Source organism: Achromobacter sp. 18P8.1.1, from assembly GCF_057799415.1.
Genome location: NZ_JBYOKH010000001.1, coordinates 176,649 through 196,529, shown reverse-complemented (window position 1 = coordinate 196,529; position 19,881 = coordinate 176,649). Strand labels below are relative to the sequence as shown.

The following is a 19,881-nucleotide window of genomic DNA, read 5'->3' as shown; positions in this document are numbered from 1 at the left end:
GCACCATGACCGATCCCCGCTTCGATCCGGCTCAGGTCTTCCAGGTGTTCGGCATGCGTCATGTCGACACCGCGGGATTCGATGCTGCCGTGGTCCAGGCGCCGGGGTCGGATTTGCGTTGCGTGTTCCTGTGGGGCCAGGATTGCTATAACTGCAATCTTTTCAAGCAGGCGGCGTTGCTGCACCAAGAGACGTTACTGGGGCTGGGCCTGACCTGGTTCGAGGCCGACGTCTACGCCGACGAGCCCCTGGGCCGCCGCTTTTCCCTGCATGGTGTCCCCACTTTTGTGCTGTACCGGGCCGGAAAGCGGCTTGGACGCATCACCGGCTGGCCCGGATTGCCCCAGTTCACGGCGGCAATCCAGCGGTTGCAGGACCCGGGTGCGGAAAATTCCGGCCAGGCGTCTTGAAAAACCCTGCGAGTAGCCCCAGTTATGTGGGGACAAGAAGTTTCCCTCTATTTTCATAGATTTAATTCAAGGTACCCACCATGAGCAAGATTATTGGCATTGACCTGGGCACGACCAACAGCTGCGTGGCTGTCATGGACGGCGGGCAGGTCAAAATCATTGAAAACGCGGAAGGCGCTCGCACCACCCCCTCGATCGTCGCCTACATGGACGACGGCGAGACCCTGGTCGGCGCACCCGCCAAGCGCCAGGCCGTGACCAACCCGCGCAACACCCTGTACGCGGTGAAGCGCCTGATTGGCCGCAAGTTCGAAGAAAAGGCAGTGCAGAAGGACATCAACCTGATGCCCTACACCATTGCCCGCGCCGACAACGGCGACGCCTGGGTGGAAGTGCGCGGCAAGAAGATGGCGCCTCCCCAAGTGTCGGCCGACGTGCTGCGCAAGATGAAGAAGACCGCCGAGGACTACCTGGGCGAAGAAGTGACCGAGGCCGTCATCACCGTGCCCGCCTACTTCAACGACAGCCAGCGCCAGGCCACCAAGGACGCCGGCCGTATCGCCGGTCTGGAAGTCAAGCGCATCATCAACGAACCCACCGCTGCCGCGCTGGCGTTCGGCCTGGACAAGACCGAAAAGGGCGACCGCAAGATCGCCGTGTATGACTTGGGTGGCGGCACGTTCGACGTGTCCATCATCGAAATCGCCGACGTGGACGGCGAAAAGCAGTTCGAAGTGCTGTCGACCAACGGCGACACCTTCCTGGGCGGCGAAGACTTCGACCAGCGCATCATCGACTACATCATTGCCGAGTTCAAGAAGGAACAAGGCGTTGACCTGTCCAAGGACGTGCTGGCGCTGCAACGCCTGAAGGAAGCCGCTGAAAAGGCCAAGATCGAACTGTCGTCCGCTCAGCAGACCGAAATCAACCTGCCGTACATCACGGCGGATGCCTCGGGTCCGAAGCACTTGAACCTGAAGATCACGCGCGCCAAGCTGGAAGCGCTGGTCGAAGAACTGATCGAACGCACGATCGAGCCCTGCCGCGTCGCCATCAAGGACGCCGGCGTGAAGGTTTCCGACATCGACGACGTGATCCTGGTCGGCGGGATGACCCGCATGCCCAAGGTCCAGGAAAAGGTGAAGGAATTCTTCGGCAAGGATCCGCGCAAGGACGTGAACCCCGATGAAGCCGTCGCCGCTGGCGCCGCCATCCAAGGTTCCGTGCTGTCGGGCGACCGCAAGGACGTGCTGCTGCTGGACGTGACGCCTCTGTCGCTGGGTATCGAAACCCTGGGCGGCGTGATGACGAAGATGATCCAGAAGAACACCACGATCCCGACCCGGTTCTCGCAGACCTTCTCGACCGCTGACGACAACCAGCCGGCCGTGACGATCAAGGTGTTCCAGGGCGAGCGCGAAATCGCTGCGGGCAACAAGGCCCTGGGCGAGTTCAATCTTGAAGGGATCCCGCCGTCGCCGCGCGGCATGCCGCAGATCGAAGTCACGTTCGACATCGACGCCAACGGCATCCTGCACGTGTCCGCCAAGGACAAGGGCACCGGCAAGGAAAACAAGATCACCATCAAGGCCAACTCGGGTCTGTCGGAAGACGAGATCCAGCGCATGGTCAAGGATGCCGAGGCCAACGCCGAGGAAGATCACCGCGTTGCCGAACTGGCCCAGTCGCGCAACCAGGCCGACGCGCTGGTGCACGCCACCCGCAAGTCGTTGACCGAGTACGGCGACAAGCTCGAGGCTTCCGAAAAGGAAAGCATCGAAGCCGCCATCAAGGATCTGGAAGACACGCTGAAGGAAGGCGACAAGGCCGCGATCGACGCCAAGGTGGAAGCCCTGTCGACCGCATCGCAGAAGCTGGGCGAGAAGATGTACGCCGATATGCAGGCGCAACAAGCCGCCGGCCAGCAACAAGCGGCCGACAACGCGAAGCCGGTGGACGACAACGTCGTCGATGCCGACTTCAAGGAAGTCAAGCGCGACCAATAATGGCCGGGCGCTGACCAGCCTCTGCCGCCCGGTAGCCGGAGAAATCCGCCTACCGGGCGAACTCATTCTGTAGCACTGAAAAGATGGCTCGTTTTTGAGCCCACGGATCATGGCAAAACGCGACTATTACGAAGTTCTGGGCGTAGCGAAAAACGCCTCGGACGACGAACTCAAGAAGGCCTATCGAAAGCTGGCCATGAAGTACCACCCGGACCGTAATCCGGACAGCAAAGAAGCCGAAGAGAAGTTCAAGGAAGCCAAGGAAGCCTACGAGGTCCTGGGTGATGAACAGAAGCGCGCCGCGTATGACCGCTATGGCCATGCGGGCGTCGACCCCAACTCCGCCGGCATGGGCGGGGCGGGCATGGGCGGCGGCTTTGCCGACGCCTTCGGCGACATCTTCGGCGAAATCTTCGGCGGCGGGGGCGGTGGTGGCCGTCGTGGCGGCGGCCCGCAGGTGTATCGCGGCGCCGACTTGAAGTACGCGCTGGAAATCACGCTGGAACAGGCCGCGGCCGGTTTCGACACCGAAATCCGCGTACCCAGCTGGGAAAACTGCGACACCTGCCACGGCTCCGGCGCCAAGGTCGGCACCTCGCCCAAGACCTGCCGCACCTGCGGCGGTTCGGGCGCCGTGCGCATGCAGCAAGGCTTCTTCAGCGTGCAGCAGACCTGCCCGACCTGCCACGGCAACGGCAAGGAAATCACGGATCCGTGCCCGTCCTGCGACGGCGTGGGTCGTATCCGCCGCAACAAGACCCTGCAGGTCAAGATTCCGGCCGGTATCGACGACGGCATGCGCATCCGCTCCAGCGGCAATGGCGAACCGGGCATCAACGGCGGCCCTCCGGGCGACCTGTATGTGGAAATCCACATCAAGCAGCACAAGATCTTCCAGCGTGATGGCGACGATCTGCACTGCGAGCTGACCATCCCGTTCACCACGGCGGCGCTCGGCGGCGAGCTTCAGGTGCCCACGCTGGGCGGCAAAGCCGAGATCTCGATTCCCGAAGGCACGCAGTCGGGCAAGACCTTCCGCCTGCGCGGCAAGGGCATCCGCGGCGTGCGGGGCAGCTATCCGGGTGACCTGTACTGCCACGTTGTCGTGGAAACGCCGGTGCGCCTGAGCGAAGACCAGAAGAGCATCCTGCGCCAGTTCGAGACCTCGCTGAACGACGGGGGCGACCGCCACTCGCCGCAAAGCAAGTCCTGGACGGACCGCGTGAAGGAATTCTTCAGCTGAATCGCTTGATGCATGAAAAAGCCGCGAACCTGTGTCGCGGCTTTTTTTTGGCTGTCGATCGTGGAGTCGGGGCTGATGAGGCGTGCGACCCGCGGCGGATTTCTTCGGGCAGGATTCGCGTTTCAGCCTTCCCACGCAATAAAAAGGCCGCGGCTGTGACGCCGCGGCCGTACTGCAGGTGCTGCTACTGCTAGGTGTTGCCACTACTACTACTTGTGTTGCGACTGCTAGGTGCTGCGACTGCTCAGTACTGCTTCTGCTACATCTACTGCTGGGTACTGCTTTACTGCCAGGTACTGCTCTACTGCTTAGGTACTGCTTTGGTACTACTCAGGCACTGCTACTGCGGTTGCCGCTGTACCGAAAAAACCGGCCCCAAGCCATGATGCCGCCTGAGGCCGGCCGGGCTACAGCAAGCAGCTCACCGGGTGATCGGCGGATATTCGAGTTCGCCGAACGTGTATTGGCCGCTGGCCTTGGCTTGGGCCAGTTCCTGCTGGACTTCGGCGCGCGTCTTGACGGCGGCGGGCGCTGCAGCGACGGGCGGGTATTGCAGTTCACCGAACGTGTACTGGCCGCTGACCTTGGCTTGCTGCAGCTGGGCTTGCACTTCTTGCGAGCTCAGGCTGGCGCCTTGGGGCAGGGCGGGCGGGTAGTCCAGTTCACCGAAGGTGTATTGGCCGGTAGCCTTGGCTTGTTGCAGTTCGGTCGCGACTTGGGCGCTGGTCTTGCCTTGTTCAACGCCGGCGGCTTGGGCGCCAACGCCAACCAGGGCCAGGGATAGCAACAGGGTGGTGGTTAGGGTTTTCATGGTAGACCTCCAATCTTGTCAGTGGGGACCGAATCCGGCGGCCCTCCGTCGTGGTTCGTTGTTTGTTCCCGATGACTGAATTCTGCGCGTTATCCCACCTGGGATAAACCCGTATTCCCTGAAAACATCTTTCCAAATAACCGAGTAATAGATCGGTTATGCAGAAATCTCCCCGTCCATGGCATGGTTTTGTGGATACGAAGGTCAGAACACCCGGGGGGCGGCATTTCATCATGCAAAAAAAAGCCCCTGCCAAGGCAGGGGCCGGTATTGCAGAAGCGGGGTGTCAGGGAGCGGCTTTCTTCTTGAAGTCGCCGGCGACCGCCGTGCTGAAGCCATCCGGGCGCAGGTACTTGCGCAGGGCGGCATTGACCGCGTCGGGCGTCAGCGCCGAGATCTTCTTGTCCATCTCGGCCGACCATTCGAACGTGCGGCCACGCTGCAGGTAATCCAGCCACGTGCCGGCCAGCACGTCGTCTTGCGCGCGGGCCAGGTTGCGGTAGTTCAGCAGGGCGTTGATGCCGTCAGAGATTTCCTTTTCCGAGAAACCTTCCTTCAAGACGCGAGCCAGTTCCTCGTTGATGGCCTTTTCCAGGCGTTCGCGGTTCTGCGGCGCATAGATGGCGTACATGGTCCAGCTGGCGCTGGGCTCGAATGAGGAGACCGACAGCGAACTGCGGACGTTGTAGGACAGGCCCTCGGTTTCACGCACGCGGTTCCACAGGCGCGAGGTTTCGGAAGCGCCGAACAGGTAGTTGGCCAGGTACAGCGAGGCGTAATCGGCGTCCGTGTCTTGCAGCTTCAGCGGCATGCGCGAGACGTAGAAGGCGTTGGCCTTGTCGGGCGTGTCGATGTCGAACTGCTTGGCGGGGATGTCGCGGTACGGGTTGCCGACGCGCGTGTAGGCGGGGGCCTTCTTCCAACCAGCCAGACCGGCCTTGATGGCCTTTTCCACGGCTTCCGGCTCAAAGTCGCCAACGGCCGAGTATTCGATCTTGCCCGCGCCGTAGAACTTGGCGTGGAACTTGGCAAGCGCCTCGCGGTTCAGGCCGCGCACGCTGGCAAGCGATTCTTCGAACGTGGGCACATAGCGCAGGTCGTCGGCAGGCCACGGATTGTCCTGACGGGCCAGCGCACGTCCGGCCAGGGCCGAAGGCTCGGTCATGGCGTTCTGGATCGAGGTTTCAAGCTGACGCTGGTATTCCTCGAGCTGTTCCTTCGGGAAGTTGGCGTTGCGGACGATATCAAGCGCCAGTGCGGTCAGTTCAGGCAGGTTCTCGCCCTTGGTCGACATGGCGATCTTGAGGGTGGTGCCGCCGCCGCTGAAACCCAGTTCGGCTTGCAGCTTGTCCAGGCGGTCCTGGATGTCCTGGCGCGACAGCTTGGCCGTGCCACGAGTCAGCAGGTCGGCCACGGCGCTGGAATTCACGCGCTGGCCCAGCAGGTCTTTTTCGTTGCCAAACTGAATCAGCATCTGGGCCTGCACGCGGTTGCCGCGCGTGGCCTTGGGCAGAAGCGCCAGTTGAACCGGGCCATTGGGCAGGTCCAGCTTCTTGCGCTGGGTCAGCTTGTCGATGTTGGCAGGGGTGGGATCGAAGGCGGACGCGGCCTTGAAGTCCGGATCGCCCTTGTAGTCCTTGAACACGGCGGTGAGGTCTTCACGCTGCAACTGCGGCGCGCGCAGGGGCTTTTCCGTGGGGATGTAGCGGCCTTCGATGCGGTTGCTTTGCACCAGGTAGGTGACGGCGGCTTGCTGGACGTCGGCCAGCGAGGCCTTGCGCGCGCGGTCGCGCTGCAGGAAGAACAGGCGCCAGTCGCCCGCGGCGATGGCTTCGGACAGCGCCACGCCGACTTGTTCGGGATCGCTATAGGTCTGTTCCCATGCGGTCAGCCATTTGCTGCGCGCGCGGTCCAGTTCCTGTTGCGTGAAGGGCTTCTTGCCCAGCGTTTCCAGCGTGCTGGTCAGAGCCTGCACGGCGGTGTCCAGATTCTTGCCGGGGGGCAGTTGCGCGCCGAACATCGCCAGGCCCGGGTCGCGGTTTTCCATGGTGAAACCGAACACGCCCGAGGCCAGCTTGGTGGCGACGAGCGCATGGTACAGGCGGCCCGACGGCGTGTCGGACAGGATGACGGTGGCCAGGTCCAGCGGCACGAAATCGGGGCTGCCGGCGGCAGGGATGTGGTACATCGCAGCGACCAGCGGGGTGCCGCCGGTGCGGCGCAGCGTGACCGAGCGTTCGCCGTCCTGCACGGGTTCCACGGTGTATTCGGGCGGCAGCTTGCGGTCCGGCTTGGGCAGCTTGCCCAGCGTTTCCTCGATATCCGCCAGCGTGGCTTGCGGGTCGAACTTGCCGGCCACGATCAGCACGGCGTTATCCGGCTGGTAGTACTCGTGATAGAAAGCGCGTAGCTGTCCGATGTCCACGTTTTCCACGTCGGACCGGGCGCCGATGGTGTTCTTGCCATAGCTGTGCCACTGGAAGGCTGCGGCCTGCATCTTCTGCATCAGGATGCGGGAGGGGCTGTTTTCCCCGCTTTCCATTTCGTTGCGGACCACGGTCATTTCCGAATCCAGGTCTTCCTTGGCGATCAGGGAATTGACCATGGCGTCGGCTTGCCAGCCCAGGTACCACTTGAGGGTCTCGGGGTTGGCGGCGAAGCTGGCGAAATAGTTGGTGCGGTCGCTGGAGGTCGAGCCGTTGGCCTGCAGGCCGCGGCGCGAAAACTCGCCCATGGCGTTGCGGGTGGTGGACGTGCCCTTGAACAGCATGTGTTCAAGCAGGTGCGCCATGCCGGTCTGGCCGTAGTTCTCGTTGCGCGAGCCGACCAGATAGGTCATGTTGACCGTGGTCGAGGGCTTGGATTCGTCGGGGACCAGCAGCACTCTCAGGCCATTGGCCAGGCGGTATTCGGTGATGCCTTCAATCGAGGCGGCCTCCGAGACGCCGGCCGGAAGGCTGGCGGCGCCGGCCTGGAAGGCCAGAAAGGAGGAAAACAGCAGCACACCCAGCGGGCGCGGCAGCTTCGATAGGGACAGGCGCATGGCAGACAATTCCTTTGGCATGGCAGAATCCGTTGGAGTGTATACGTTGGCAATGGTTCAAGGGCCGATCCCGGCAGCGCTCCCCGCCAACCGCAAGGAAATCCGACATGTCTTTATCGCTGGAAGTTGAAACGCCACGCCTGGTGCTGCGGCAGTGGCGCGCTGACGACCGCAAGCCGTTCGCCGAGATGAATGCGGACCCGCGCGTGACGGAGTTCCTGCTGCCGCTGTCCGCGCCGGAAAGCGACGCCCTGGCCGGCCGTCTGGCAGCGGGCATAGACGAGCACGGCTGGGGCTTCTGGGCGGTCGAGGCGCCCGGCGTGGCGCCTTTCGTGGGATTTGTGGGCATCAAGCCGATGCCGCCGGTGTTGCCGTTTGCGCCGGGCGTGGAAGTCGGCTGGCGCCTGGCCCAGCCGTTCTGGGGGCGCGGCTACGCCAGCGAGGCCGCGCTTGCCGCGCTGCGCGTGGGGTTCGAGCAGGTGGGACTGGGCGAGATCGTGGCGTTCACGGCGGTGGGCAACCAGCGCTCACGCGCGGTGATGGCTCGCCTGGGCATGCAGGAGGACGCCGATCCGTTCGATCATCCCGCCGTTCCCGAAGGCCATCCGCTGCGTCGCCATGTGCTGTACCGCATGGGCCAGGCGCAATGGCGCCAGCAGGAAAAGGGTGACGCAGAGTCAGGCGGGCCGCCGGTTGCGGCCGCATAAGGGCCGGAAAGCCGCGACGCCATAGGGTGCTGCAATGCAACATCCTTAGCGCACAAGGCAAATTTGAGGTCGGTCCGCGTGCGGGTGTAAGCTTTGAAGAACGTAGTAGCTGTTGCCGACGGGATGCGCGACAGCCGTCTACCGGCTTCCCGTCCAACGCCAGACGCCGCCGCAAGCGCGGCGCCGGTGCTTGTCGTTCGCGCCTTCGCTGCCGGCATCCTGCCGGCGCATTTTTCGGAGGAACGACCCATGCTGACCGAGATCGTCACGCGTGCCTTGTCCCAATTGACCGGTAGCGCCCTGAGCGGCGACGGGATCAAAGGGCAATTTCAGTACGCCTATGCCAGTGATGACGGCCAATTCGTGGCCATATTGACGCATGACATGACCACCTATGTTGTGGACCTGAGCACTCAACGGTATTTCGCGGAGTGCGGCGGTTCGCCCCGCGGGTTTGCCGGACATGTGCTGGAAATGGAAGGCGCCGCAGCGCGTAGTCATCCCTGGCCGGCTGCCAATGACCTGTTCGACCTGGACATGGATGCCGATGAGCTTTCCTGGCGGCAGTGCCCTGGCCTGCGCCAGGCAGCCGCCGCCCACCGATCTGTGGAGAGCCGCGCCGCCTGAGAGTGGCCAGAAGCGGCAGCAACTCACTGAACCGGCGGATTCGCCGGTTTTTTTTGGGGTGGACGCGTGTCGTGGCGCGGGCGCGACCGGTACAATTTTTCAATGACCTCGCCCGCTGAAACCTTCGCGCCGGATGGCGCCATCCTTGTCGACTGCACGCATGAACGCCATGCGGACCAGATACTGGCCATCTTCAACGACGCCATCGTCAACTCTACGGCGCTCTACGACTACAAGCCGCGGCCGCGCGAGGCAATGCAGGGCTGGTTTCAGACCAAGCAGCAAGGCGGCTTTCCCGTGGTGGGTTTCGAGAACGCGGCGGGCGAGTTGATGGCGTTTGCCAGCTACGGCACGTTTCGCGCGTGGCCCGCATTCAAATATTCGGTCGAGCATTCGGTCTACGTCGACGGGCGGTTCCGGGGCATGGGCCTGGGCGAGGCCATGATGCGCGTGCTGATCGAGCGCGCGCGCGTCAATCAGGTGCACGTGCTGGTTGGCGGCATCGACGCGTCGAACGATGGCAGCATCAGGCTGCACGAGAAGTTGGGCTTCAAGCATGCCGGCACGATCAAGGAAGCCGGATTCAAGTTCGGCCGCTGGCTGGATCTGGCGTTTTATCAGCTGACGCTGGATACGCCTGAGCAGCCGGTGGATGGCTGACGGCTGCACGATGGGTTGCGCGCGTTGAAGCCTCGCGGCCTTTGCGGAGCTTCTACTCGCGCTTCACCCATCCTACTTGGATAGCACCCGCATGGCTTGTTCCAGGCCGGCGACGGTAACCGGGTACATGCGGTCCTGCATGATGTCGCGCATCAGCGCGATGGACTGGCGGTACTGCCACGACGCGGTGGGTTCGGGATTCAACCAGACCGATTTGGGCCACGCATCGAGCAAGCGCCGCATCCACTCGGCGCCGGGTTCCTTGTTGTAATGCTCGACCGAGCCGCCGGGCTGCAGGATCTCGTAGGGGCTCATGGTGGCGTCGCCGACGATGATCAGCCGCCAGTCCGGGTTGTACTTGCGCAGTACGTCCCAGGTGTCGAAGCGTTCGTTCTGGCGCCGGCGGTTGCTTTGCCACAGGCTTTCGTAGGGGCAGTTATGGAAGTAATAGACTTCCAGGTTGCGGAATTCGCTGCGGGCCGCTGAAAACAGCTCTTCGACGCGCCCGATGTGGTCGTCCATGCTGCCGCCCACGTCCAGCAGCATCAGCACCTTCACGGTGTTGTGGCGTTCGGGGACCATTCGCAAGTCCAGGTGGCCGGCGTTGCGCGCGGTGCTGGCGATGGTGTCGTCCAGGTCCAGTTCCAGTTCGGCGCCTTGGCGCGCAAAGCGCCGCAGCCGGCGCAGCGCCACCTTGAAGTTGCGCGTGCCGAGTTCGACCTGATCGTCGTAGTCCTTGAACTGGCGCATGTCCCAGACCTTGACCGCCGTGCGGTTGCCGGCCGATGCGCCGCCCACGCGTATGCCTTCCGGGTGGTAGCCGCCGTTGCCGAACGGCGAGGTGCCGCCGGTGCCGATCCATTTGCTGCCGCCCGCGTGGCGTTCCTTCTGCTCTTCCATGCGTTCCTTGAAGAGCTCCATCAGCTTGTCCCAGCCGTGCTTTTCGATCGCGGCCTTGTCTTCGGGCGACAGGCTTTTCTCGAACTGCTTGATCAGCCAGTCCAGCGGAATTTCCTTGCCTGCCGGCAAGGCGGCTTCGATGCCCTTGTAATAGGCGCCGAAGGCCTTGTCGAAACGGTCGTAGAGCGACTCGTCCTTGACCAGCGTGGCGCGCGCCAGGAAGTAGAACTCGTCCAGCGTGGGCGCCATCAGGTCCTGGCGCAGCGCGTCCACCAGCGTCAGGTATTCCTGGACCGAGACGGGCAGCTTGTGCGCCCGGAGGTGATAGAAGAAGTCGATCAGCATGTGCGGGCCGCCGGTAGCTGCAGGATCAACGGCGCTGACCGCCGCGCGTCATGGCCGCGAGGCGCTCCAGCAGGTGCACGTCTTGTTCGTTCTTCAACAGCGCGCCGGCCATCATCGGCACCGCGGTGGCGGTGTGCGCGTCGATTTCGGCGGCCGTGGCGTCTTCGGCCAGCAGCAGGCGCAGCCAGTCCAGCAGTTCGGACGTGGACGGCTTTTTCTTCAGGCCCGGTGCGTCGCGCAGCGTGAAGAACGTGTCCAGCGCGGCACGTAGCACGTCCTGCTTCAGGTGCGGATAGTGCACGGCGACGATGTCGCGCATGGTCTCGCGGTCGGGGAAGCGGATGTAGTGGAAGAAGCAGCGACGCAGGAACGCGTCGGGCAGGTCCTTCTCGTTGTTTGAGGTAATGATGACCAGCGGGCGGTGCCGCGCGGCGATGGTCTCGCGCGTTTCGTACACATGGAATTCCATGCGGTCCAGCTCGCGCAGCAGGTCGTTGGGGAATTCGATATCGGCCTTGTCGATTTCGTCGATCAGGAGCACCACCGGCTCGTCCGCCTGGAAGGCTTGCCACAACGTGCCTTGCACGATGTAGTTGCGGATGTCGCGGACTTTCTCGTCGCCCAGCTGCGAGTCGCGCAGGCGCGACACCGCGTCGTATTCGTACAGGCCCTGGTGCGCCTTGGTTGTGGACTTGATGTGCCATTGCAGCAGGGGGCGGCCCAGCGCGCGCGCCACTTCTTCGGCCAACATGGTCTTGCCCGTGCCGGGCTCGCCCTTGATCAGCAGCGGCCGCTGCAAGGTCAGGGCGGCGTTCACAGCCAGTTTCAGGTCGTCGGTGGCGACGTAGCTGTCGGTTCCGTTGAAGCGGGCAGGCGAGGTGGGGGGGGCGGACTGGGCTGCGGACATTGTCTGATGGCTTCCGAGGATTGACGGTGATCAATACCATCGTAAGGTATTAATCCTGAGCAATTATCGTACAATCAGGCGGTTTTGCAGTTGGGTTCGACCCGCAACGTGTTTGCAGGGGGCCTTTTCGTGTGATGCAGGCCCTAGTCCTTAAGCCATACCAAGAAGAGCCATTCCAATGAAGTTGCGAACCTCTCTGAAGTGCACGGTTTCCGTGTTGGCCGCGATGGCATCCTGTGCGATCGCCGGCCAGGCTGTTGCTGCTGACGCAGCGCCTGTCGGCAACATCCAAAACGCCCGAGACAAAGTCTCCATGTGCATCGGTTGCCACGGCATCGAAGGCTACAAGGCGACGTTTCCCGAGCTCTATCACGTGCCGATGATTGCTGGCCAGAACGCCAAATACATCGAAACTGCCCTGAACGAGTACAAGAAAGGCGCGCGCAGCCATCCCACGATGGACGCCATTGCCGGCAGCCTGTCCGACCAGGATATCGCCGATCTGGCCGCGTACTACTCGAATCTCAAATAAGGGGCAAACACATGAACCGCACCATGCTTGCCCTTGCGGGCGCGACCTTGGCCTTTGCAGGCACTGCCGCCCAGGCGCAGGATCTGGCGGCCGGCAAGGCCGTCTTCGACAAGTTCAATTGCGCATCGTGCCACGGCGCCGATGCCAAGACGGCGGTAGACCCCGCCTACCCGACGCTGGCAGGCCAGCACGCCGACTACCTGGTCCACGCCCTGAAGGCGTACAAGCGCGGCGCCTCCGGCAGCGCGGCCACGGCCAACGTGCGCAAGAACCCCATCATGGGTGCTTTCGCGACCCAGCTGTCCGACCAGGACATCTCTAATGTCTCTTCCTGGCTGGCGTCACTGCCCAGCGATCTGGGCGTGCGCAAGTAGGCCCTGGCGGCTTGGCGCAATAAAAAACCCTCGGGGATACCTGAGGGTTTTTTCATTGTGGGGGGCGTGCCTTTACAGGCTGGCGCGGCGGCGGATCAGGTCGATGTAGGTGTCGCTGTCCATGGGCGTACCCAGTCGCTGTGCTTCCCAGACGACCTGGCCCAGGCATTCCATGATCTCGTGCGCCGCCTGGTGCGCATCGGAGCGCGCCGTCAGTTGCTGGTAAGCGCGGCGGATGCCGGGCGGATGGTCGATGGACAACTGCTCTGCAATCGCCAAGTGCATGGACAGATGCAGGAACGGGTTGGTGCGCCCCTTTTCCACCGCGTATTCCATGGTCATGGCATCGGGGCTTTCCAGGTCGCCGTGGTATTCGGGATGCTCGATGATCCAGTCCAGCGCCATGGCCTCGAGCGGGGTCAGCACCTCGTTGGCGCGGTGCTTGCGCCAGGTGTCGATGAAGAATTCGCGGACTTGGTCGCGGGAAGGATTGAACATCTGCGGGGAAGGGAATACGGGCTATAGAAACGTTATTTTACCGCCGGGCTGTCCCTGGGGGGGGGAAAGCCCCTTCGGGAGGTAGCGAAGTCAGGTAGTGAGCGTAGCAGGGGCCTTTTTTCAGGCATCCATCTGGGCCGTGGGGTCGGACGGCCACTTTGCGATATAGAATTGATCGGTATCCGCCATCCGGTGTGCGGTTCGCGAGGGCGGTTTCCCCGCGGAATCGGACGCTTTCCGATGCGGCGCTTGCAGAAAAACCACCCGGAGCAAATGGAGCATTCATGTCCTACCAACATATCAAGGTTCCCGCTGGCGGCCAGAAAATCACGGTCAACGCTGATTTCTCGCTGAATGTGCCTGAACAGCCCATCGTTCCCTTCATCGAAGGCGACGGCACGGGCGCCGACATCACCCCGGTGATGATCAAGGTCGTCGACGCGGCGGTGCAGAAAGCCTACGGCGGCAAGCGCAAGATCCACTGGATGGAAGTCTATGCCGGCGAGAAGGCCACCAAGGTATACGGCCCGGACGTCTGGCTGCCCGATGAAACCCTGGAAGTCGTCAAAGACTACGTGGTGTCCATCAAGGGCCCGCTGACCACCCCGGTGGGCGGCGGCATCCGATCGCTGAACGTGGCGTTGCGCCAACAGCTGGACCTGTACGTCTGCCTGCGCCCGGTGGCGTACTTCAAGGGCGTGCCGTCCCCGGTGCGCGAGCCCGAGAAGACCAACATGGTGATCTTCCGCGAGAACTCGGAAGACATCTATGCGGGCATCGAATACATGGCCGAAAGCGAGCAGGCCAAGGAACTGATCCAGTTCCTGCAGACCAAGCTGGGCGTGAAGAAGATCCGCTTCCCGAACACGTCCTCCATCGGCATCAAGCCCGTGTCGCGCGAAGGCACCGAGCGCCTCGTACGCAAGGCCGCGCAATACGTCATCGACAACGATCGCACGTCGCTGACGCTGGTGCACAAGGGCAACATCATGAAGTTCACGGAAGGCGGCTTCCGCGACTGGGGCTACGAATTGCTGCAAAAGGAATTCGGCGCCCAATTGATCGACGGCGGCCCGTGGTGCAAGTTCAAGAATCCGAAGACGGGTCGCGAGATCATCGTAAAGGACGTGATCGCCGACGCCTTCCTGCAGCAGATCCTGCTGCGTCCGGCCGAGTACGACGTGATCGCCACCCTGAACCTGAACGGCGACTACATTTCCGACGCGCTGGCCGCGCAAGTGGGCGGCATCGGCATTGCGCCGGGCGCCAACCTGTCGGACTCGGTCGCCATGTTCGAAGCTACCCATGGCACGGCGCCGAAGTATGCGGGCAAGGATTACGTGAACCCGGGTTCAGAAATCCTGTCGGCCGAAATGATGCTGCGCCACATGGGCTGGACCGAAGCCGCTGACCTGATCATCTCCAGCATGGAAAAATCCATCCTGTCCAAGAAGGTCACGTACGACTTCGCCCGGCTGCTCGAAGGCGCGACGCAGGTGTCGTGCTCGGGCTTTGGCCAGGTCATGATCGAGAATATGTAATTCCCGGTTTACCCCGCGAGTCTTGCAGAACCCGCCCGCCGTCATGGCGGGCGGGTTTTGTCTACCTGACCCGCAGGATATTTGTCGACTTCCCGTTTTTCTACTAGGTTGATTGTTGTGCCCCGAATGTATGTATCTCTAGCTACTTGGCTTGTGTTGCTGGTTCCCATGTTGGCCTTGACCAGTCCCGTGGGCGGCCCTGCCATTGTCTACGTTGCTGGGCTGATTGCATTGGTTGCTCTGGCAATCAATGGGGTCAAGCATTACGATCCTATGGATTTCAAGGCATTGTGGCCCATGGCGCTGGCGCTGCTGCTTCCGCTGGCCTGTATTACCGCCACGTACCTGGTGCGGGGCGTATGGAGCAATTCTGAACTCGAGAAACTGCTACGGTTTGCGTTGGCGGTACCGGTATTGTGGCTTTTGCTCCGCGCTCCGAAACGGTGGCTTAAAGCGGTGGAATGGAGCATTCTTGCCGGGGCGCTGGCCGGTGCCGCACTGCTGATCGTGACCATGAAAACCGAGGGGCGCGGGGCGATGGTCGATGTCGGCGGGCGCTACAACGCTGTGGCTTTCGCAAATCTGACCTTGCTGTTCGGCGGCATGACGCTGCTGTCCCTGGGCTGGGGGCCCAGTACGCGTTGGCCGCGTATCGAGACGGGGGTGAAACTGTTGGCGGTTGCGCTGACGGTGGCTGCCACCTGGGTATCTGAGACGCGCAGCAGCTGGATGCTGTTGCCGATCCTGGGGCTGGTTTTCCTCTTGGGCCTGCGTAACTGGAAGAGCCGGCACAAGGCTTATTGCGCGCTGGCCGTCTGTGTGGCGCTGGCTGCCAGTGCCGCCGCCATCTGGACGTTCAGCAGCCGCATGCAGGAGATCTCGCATGACGTCGAGGGCTTCGCGACATCGGCCAACCGCGATACGTCCTTCGGCATCCGGCTTCAGCTGTGGCACGCATCGATCCTGATGTTCGAGAAAAGCCCGATCGTGGGCGTCGGCCCCAGCAAGTTCCGCGACGAGTTGCTGGCACTGCAGAAGCAGGACATCGTGACGGAAGAAGTCGTCGAGGGGTTTGGCGAACCCCACAACGACATGTTGGCGGCCCTGTCCGGCTACGGTCTGCTGGGGTTACTGAGCATCCTGACGCTGTACCTGCTGCCTGCGGCTATCTTCTTCCGGCGGCTGGCCAGCGATGACCGTGTAATCCGCGTGGGCGCGCAATTGGGGCTGCTGTTCTGCCTGGGTTATTGCGCCTTCAGCCTGACCGAAATGATGTTCCGCAACATGCGCAGCGTGCCGAATTATTCGCTGATCGTCGTGACGTTGATTGCGTTGACGACTCCCCGTGCGGCCCGCGCCGCACCCGCCGTGGCGCCGCGCTGACAACCCGCGGGGTCGTCCCCGCCAGCCAGACCTCCCTGAACGCAAGGCGTACCCGCCTTGCGTTTTTCTTATGGGGATTGCGCTAGATCAAGCTTGATGCTTCGACTTGGTGAAAACCCTGCTGTGTCCCCGTATCCTGACGGAACGCAATACATAAACCGTCACATTCTGCCGCTAATGGTTTCACGGGCGGGAGTGGGCACTACGAGGAGAGCCTGTGAAAAATTCCAGCCTGCGCAGGGAACTGCTGTGGTTCGTGTTCGCCATCGGCGCCGCCGTCCTGGTTCTGGGCGCCTGGGACGCGTGGCAACGCCGCACCGAAATGGTGGCCGAGCGCAAGACGGAACTGCGCCATGTCCTGGACCTGGCCGCCGGCATCCTGCGCAACGGCAAGCAGAGCGTCAGCGAGGGCATGCCCCTGGCCGACGCCAAGCGCAACGTGGCGCGGCGGCTGGCGCAACTGCGCTACGGCGCCGACGGCTATGTGGGCGTCTTCGGTGACGATTACACCTTGCTGGTCCACCCCGACGCCAAGCTCGTGGGCACGAACGTGCGCGCCATCAAAGACGCCGATGGCCTGCCGATCTTTGAAAACCTGTATGCCGGGGGCAAGGCGGGCGGGGGCTATGTGCAATACCGTTTCCCGCGGCCGGGCGAGGTCGAGGCCCTGCCGAAGATCAGTTACGCGACATACGACGCCGACTGGGGGTGGCTGATCTTCACCGGCCTGTATGTGGACGATGTGGACGCCGCTTTTTACGGCACGCTGTGGCGCCAGGGCGCCGTGACGCTGGGCTTGCTGGCCTTGGTGCTGATCGCCGCGCTGCGCTTTTTCCGCACGCATGTCATCGGTCCGCTGGACGAGGCCGTGGCGCTGTGCGAACGCGTGGCCAATGGCGATTTGTCCAGCATCGTGTCGCGCCACCATCGCGGCGAGATCGGCCGCTTGTTCGACGCCATGGCGCGGATGCAGGAACGCCTGGATGCCGCCGTGCGTACCATCGTGCAATCCACGGGATCGATCGCGGCGGCGTCGCGCCAGATCGCGGCGGGCAGCATGGATCTGTCGGACCGCACCGAGAAGCAGGCCGCAGCCCTGGAGCAGACGGCCGCCAGCGTGGAAGAGATCACCGCGACGGCCAAGCAAAGCGCAGAGCATGTGCGCGAGGTCAGTTCGCTGGCCGGGGAAGCGGCGCAACTGGCGCGCCAGGGCAGCGAAGAAACGCAGCACGCCATCGACGCCATGCGCGAGATCTCGCACAGCTCCCAGCGCATCGACGAGATCATCAGCGTGATCGACGGCATTGCGTTCCAGACCAACATCCTGGCGCTGAACGCGGCCGTGGAAGCGGCGCGGGCGGGCGAGCAGGGACGCGGGTTTGCGGTCGTGGCGGGCGAAGTCCGGGCGCTTGCGCAGCGTTCGGCCACCGCGGCCAAGGAAATCAAGGGCTTGATCGAAACCTCGTCGGAGTCGGTTGCGCGCGGCAGCCAGCGTGTCGAGCAGGCCAGCGCCACGATGAGCAGCGTGCTGGAATCGGCCGCCACCAGCGCACCGCTGATGGGCGAGATTGCCACGGCGTCGGCCGAGCAGAGCGTGGGCATCGAGCAGATCAATCAGGCCGTGACGCATCTGGACAGCGTGACGCAACAGAACGCCGCGCTGGTCGAGGAATTCGCCGCGTCGGCGGCCACGCTGCACGAGCAGGCCGACGACCTGGCCCGCGCCGTGTCCATCTTCAAGCTGTCTGCAGCCGGCTAGGGGAACCCTGGACCGCGCTCATGGCGCGTTGCAGCCGGGGGCTCAGTTCCCGGCTGGCCGGCATCATGGGCATGCGCAGTTCGTCGGCAATCAGCCCTTGCAGGGACAGGGCGCGCTTGAGAGGCGCCGGATTCGGTTCGGCGAACAGCAGCCGGATCAGGCCGCGCAAGGGCTCGAAGAGCTCACGCGCGGCTTCTGCGTGGCCGTCGCGCGCCAGTTGCATGACTTCGACGTAGCGCTCGGGGAACAGGTGCGCCGCGGCCGGAATGGCGCCGCGGCCGCCGGCCAGCCAGTGGTCCAGCAGCGCCAGGTCTTCGCCGCACAGCGCGTCCAGCTTGCCGCGCGCGTTCAAGGTGGCCAGCACCGACGGGTTGCATTCCTTGACCGCCGTGAAGTTGGGCATCAGCGCCAGGGTCTCCATGGTTTCGACGGTCATGGTGACGCCTGTCCGCTTGGGGATGTTGTACAGGATGATGGGCCGTTCGGTCGCCCAGGCGATCTGCCGGTAGTGCCACAGAATGCCCGGCTGCGACGGTCCCAGGTAGTAGGGGGGCGGCACCAGATAGCCCGCGGGCGCATATTTGTCCAGGCGGCGGATGGCGGTGGCCACGCCCCGCGTATCAACGCCGCCCGCGCCGAACACCATAGGAAGCGCGTGCGGATCGCTGGCGATGGCCTCGATCATGTCGGTCTTTTCTGACAGGCTCAGCAGATTGCCCTCGCCCGTGGACCCGAACAGGACCAGGCCCGCGATGCCCGCGTTGCGGTAATAGCGGGCCAGCGCCTGCGCGGCGTCCAGGTCCACATAGCCGCCGCGTAGCGGCGTGACCATCGGCAACCAGATGCCGTCGAAAACCGTCTTGGCTGGCATGTCCATGGCTTATTGCACCGTGATCGCGGGTGCCGGGCGCACCGGACCGAATTCCGCCTGGGGCAGGCCGCACATGACGGCGTGCATCAAGGCGTCGAGTTCACCGCGTGCACATTGCAACTGCAAGATGCTTTGCGCATGGGCGTGGTCCACCGACAGCAGGTATACGCCGATGCGGTCGCCCAGTTCGCGGTGCAGCGCCAGGCGCACCTTCAGGGCATCCAACGTGTCGATCCTGACCGTCAGCGCCACCATTTCGGATTGCGGCAGAGGCGGCAGGCAAGGGGCCGGGGAACGATCGGGGAAAGGGTGGCTGCGGCGGTCCAGTCGGGGAATCATGGCGGCGGGGGGGCGGAGGCGTCGTCTGGCGCGGTCCGCGGTTCCGGTTGGTTGATGACGATTCCACTATAGGAACGGCGCCGTAAATCCTGCCGATAAAAGCGGGCGCGGCGCGTAAAAAACGCGTCAACGCCCCGGGCGCTCAGAACGTCTTGGTCACCGACAGCAGGCCGGTCGCGCGGCCCATGTCGCGCCCGCGCGTGTTGGTGTAGACGGCGCGGTCCGCGTTGGTGTCCAGGTACGCCAGCGAGACTGAGAGGCCCTGGCCGAAGTCCTTGGTCAGGCCCAGCTTCCAGTCGGTATAGGATCCGTTGTCGACGTTGCGCACGATCTGGCGGCCGACGTGGGCGTTGACGGTCAGGCCCCAGATGCCGGTGTCGATGTTGCCCGACACGTCGAAGTACTGGCTGTACTTGCTGTCGGCGAAGCCGAACAGGTTGGTCAGGGCGATGGAGTACTTGAACATCACGGGGCCGTAGCCGATGCCGGCATACAACTCGGTGGTATCGGGGCTGGTGTAGCCGGACGGGTAGTCGCCGGGGTAGTAGTACTGCAAGACGCCCAGGTCGACGGGCACGTTGTCCGTCAGGTTGCCCTTGTAGCCGCCGTAGAAGTCCATCTCGACGGGCGCGGAGACCTCGCTGTTGGTGTCGCCGAGCCAGCTGATGCTGGAGTTCCAGTTGCCCAGGTAGAAGCCGCTGGCGTGCGCCAGGTCGAAGCCGCCCTGGATGGCGGGCTTGTTGTTCGACTGCATCAGGCCGCGGTAGCGGTACTGGCTGGCCAGCGTGACGTTGGCCGTCAGGCTGAAATCGGAGGCGGCGGGGGCTTCTGCGGCGGCGGGTGCGTCGCTGGCGTGCGCGGTGGCGCTGAGCGTCAGCAGGACAAGCGCGGCCAGGGTGTTGCGGGACATGGGATGCTCCAGATG

The 19,881-nt window shown here is 63.4% G+C and carries 19 protein-coding genes; 11 read left to right on the top strand and 8 right to left on the bottom strand.

From position 1 onward, the window contains the following. Nucleotides 1-5: 5 nt before the first annotated feature. From AC27VE_RS00880 to dnaJ, 3 genes are all read left to right on the top strand, one after another. Nucleotides 6-410: a thioredoxin family protein gene (locus AC27VE_RS00880; protein ID WP_006223546.1), complete on the top strand. Its 405-nt coding sequence runs from the start codon at nucleotides 6-8 to the stop codon at nucleotides 408-410. A gap of 80 nt (nucleotides 411-490) precedes the next feature. Beyond that, a complete protein-coding gene (dnaK, locus tag AC27VE_RS00875; protein ID WP_006223548.1) occupies nucleotides 491-2,416 on the top strand; it encodes a molecular chaperone DnaK in 1,926 nt (641 codons plus the stop codon). 109 nt (nucleotides 2,417-2,525) lie between these two features. After that, on the top strand, nucleotides 2,526-3,659 hold the full coding sequence (gene dnaJ, locus AC27VE_RS00870) for a molecular chaperone DnaJ (protein ID WP_006223549.1): 1,134 nt from the start codon (nucleotides 2,526-2,528) through the stop codon (nucleotides 3,657-3,659). 421 nt (nucleotides 3,660-4,080) lie between these two features. Here the strand turns inward: dnaJ and AC27VE_RS00865 are convergent, their stop codons facing one another. Both AC27VE_RS00865 and AC27VE_RS00860 read right to left on the bottom strand, forming a co-directional pair. Continuing rightward, nucleotides 4,081-4,470, bottom strand: a complete 390-nt coding sequence (locus AC27VE_RS00865; protein WP_006223550.1) for a DUF4148 domain-containing protein — start codon at nucleotides 4,468-4,470, stop codon at nucleotides 4,081-4,083. Between the two features lie 286 nt (nucleotides 4,471-4,756). Then, entirely contained in the window at nucleotides 4,757-7,513 is a 2,757-nt protein-coding gene (locus tag AC27VE_RS00860) for a M16 family metallopeptidase (RefSeq protein WP_315138829.1), read from the bottom strand. Nucleotides 7,514-7,620: 107 nt separating this feature from the next. Here AC27VE_RS00860 and AC27VE_RS00855 point away from each other — a divergent pair, with 107 nt between their 5' ends. From AC27VE_RS00855 to AC27VE_RS00845, 3 genes are all read left to right on the top strand, one after another. Then, nucleotides 7,621-8,220, top strand: a complete 600-nt coding sequence (locus AC27VE_RS00855) for a GNAT family N-acetyltransferase (RefSeq protein WP_088587774.1) — start codon at nucleotides 7,621-7,623, stop codon at nucleotides 8,218-8,220. A 249-nt stretch (nucleotides 8,221-8,469) separates the two neighbouring features. After that, nucleotides 8,470-8,847 (top strand): hypothetical protein, encoded by a 378-nt coding sequence (locus AC27VE_RS00850; RefSeq protein WP_088587775.1) that lies wholly within the window; start codon nucleotides 8,470-8,472, stop codon nucleotides 8,845-8,847. Between the two features lie 102 nt (nucleotides 8,848-8,949). After that, on the top strand, nucleotides 8,950-9,507 hold the full coding sequence (locus AC27VE_RS00845; RefSeq protein WP_315138834.1) for a GNAT family N-acetyltransferase: 558 nt from the start codon (nucleotides 8,950-8,952) through the stop codon (nucleotides 9,505-9,507). A gap of 72 nt (nucleotides 9,508-9,579) precedes the next feature. Here the strand turns inward: AC27VE_RS00845 and AC27VE_RS00840 are convergent, their stop codons facing one another. Together AC27VE_RS00840 and AC27VE_RS00835 are read right to left on the bottom strand one after the other, a co-directional pair. Next, nucleotides 9,580-10,752, bottom strand: a complete 1,173-nt coding sequence (locus AC27VE_RS00840) for a vWA domain-containing protein (RefSeq protein WP_006223555.1) — start codon at nucleotides 10,750-10,752, stop codon at nucleotides 9,580-9,582. Nucleotides 10,753-10,777: 25 nt separating this feature from the next. Then, a complete protein-coding gene (locus tag AC27VE_RS00835) occupies nucleotides 10,778-11,659 on the bottom strand; it encodes an AAA family ATPase (RefSeq protein ID WP_488702831.1) in 882 nt (293 codons plus the stop codon). 178 nt (nucleotides 11,660-11,837) lie between these two features. Between AC27VE_RS00835 and AC27VE_RS00830 the strand changes: the two genes are divergently transcribed. Beyond that, nucleotides 11,838-12,191, top strand: coding sequence for a c-type cytochrome (locus tag AC27VE_RS00830; protein ID WP_006217806.1), 354 nt, complete (start codon nucleotides 11,838-11,840; stop codon nucleotides 12,189-12,191). Between the two features lie 11 nt (nucleotides 12,192-12,202). After that, complete coding sequence (locus AC27VE_RS00825) at nucleotides 12,203-12,565, top strand: c-type cytochrome (RefSeq protein WP_488702830.1); 363 nt, start codon at nucleotides 12,203-12,205, stop codon at nucleotides 12,563-12,565. Nucleotides 12,566-12,637: 72 nt separating this feature from the next. Here AC27VE_RS00825 and AC27VE_RS00820 read toward each other — a convergent pair whose 3' ends face one another. After that, nucleotides 12,638-13,063, bottom strand: a complete 426-nt coding sequence (locus AC27VE_RS00820) for a DUF1841 family protein (protein WP_006223558.1) — start codon at nucleotides 13,061-13,063, stop codon at nucleotides 12,638-12,640. A gap of 284 nt (nucleotides 13,064-13,347) precedes the next feature. Here AC27VE_RS00820 and icd point away from each other — a divergent pair, with 284 nt between their 5' ends. From icd to AC27VE_RS00805, 3 genes are all read left to right on the top strand, one after another. After that, the gene (gene icd, locus AC27VE_RS00815) at nucleotides 13,348-14,604 is read left to right on the top strand and encodes an NADP-dependent isocitrate dehydrogenase (RefSeq protein WP_006217809.1); all 1,257 of its coding nucleotides are present in this window, start codon (nucleotides 13,348-13,350) and stop codon (nucleotides 14,602-14,604) included. 117 nt (nucleotides 14,605-14,721) lie between these two features. Continuing rightward, the gene (locus AC27VE_RS00810; protein ID WP_488702893.1) at nucleotides 14,722-15,987 is read left to right on the top strand and encodes an O-antigen ligase family protein; all 1,266 of its coding nucleotides are present in this window, start codon (nucleotides 14,722-14,724) and stop codon (nucleotides 15,985-15,987) included. A 217-nt stretch (nucleotides 15,988-16,204) separates the two neighbouring features. After that, nucleotides 16,205-17,746 carry a methyl-accepting chemotaxis protein gene (locus AC27VE_RS00805; RefSeq protein WP_488702829.1) on the top strand — a complete coding sequence of 514 codons (1,542 nt, stop codon included), beginning with the start codon at nucleotides 16,205-16,207 and terminating at the stop codon, nucleotides 17,744-17,746. Here AC27VE_RS00805 and AC27VE_RS00800 read toward each other — a convergent pair. From AC27VE_RS00800 to AC27VE_RS00790, 3 genes are all read right to left on the bottom strand, one after another. Then, nucleotides 17,724-18,623, bottom strand: a complete 900-nt coding sequence (locus tag AC27VE_RS00800) for a 4-hydroxy-tetrahydrodipicolinate synthase family protein (protein WP_427962060.1) — start codon at nucleotides 18,621-18,623, stop codon at nucleotides 17,724-17,726. The two genes, AC27VE_RS00805 and AC27VE_RS00800, sit on opposite strands and share 23 nt — an antisense overlap. Before the next feature lie 3 nt (nucleotides 18,624-18,626). Next, nucleotides 18,627-18,956, bottom strand: coding sequence for a hypothetical protein (locus AC27VE_RS00795; RefSeq protein WP_488702828.1), 330 nt, complete (start codon nucleotides 18,954-18,956; stop codon nucleotides 18,627-18,629). 142 nt (nucleotides 18,957-19,098) lie between these two features. Further along, nucleotides 19,099-19,866: a TorF family putative porin gene (locus tag AC27VE_RS00790; RefSeq protein ID WP_427962063.1), complete on the bottom strand. Its 768-nt coding sequence runs from the start codon at nucleotides 19,864-19,866 to the stop codon at nucleotides 19,099-19,101. Nucleotides 19,867-19,881: the final 15 nt, after the last annotated feature.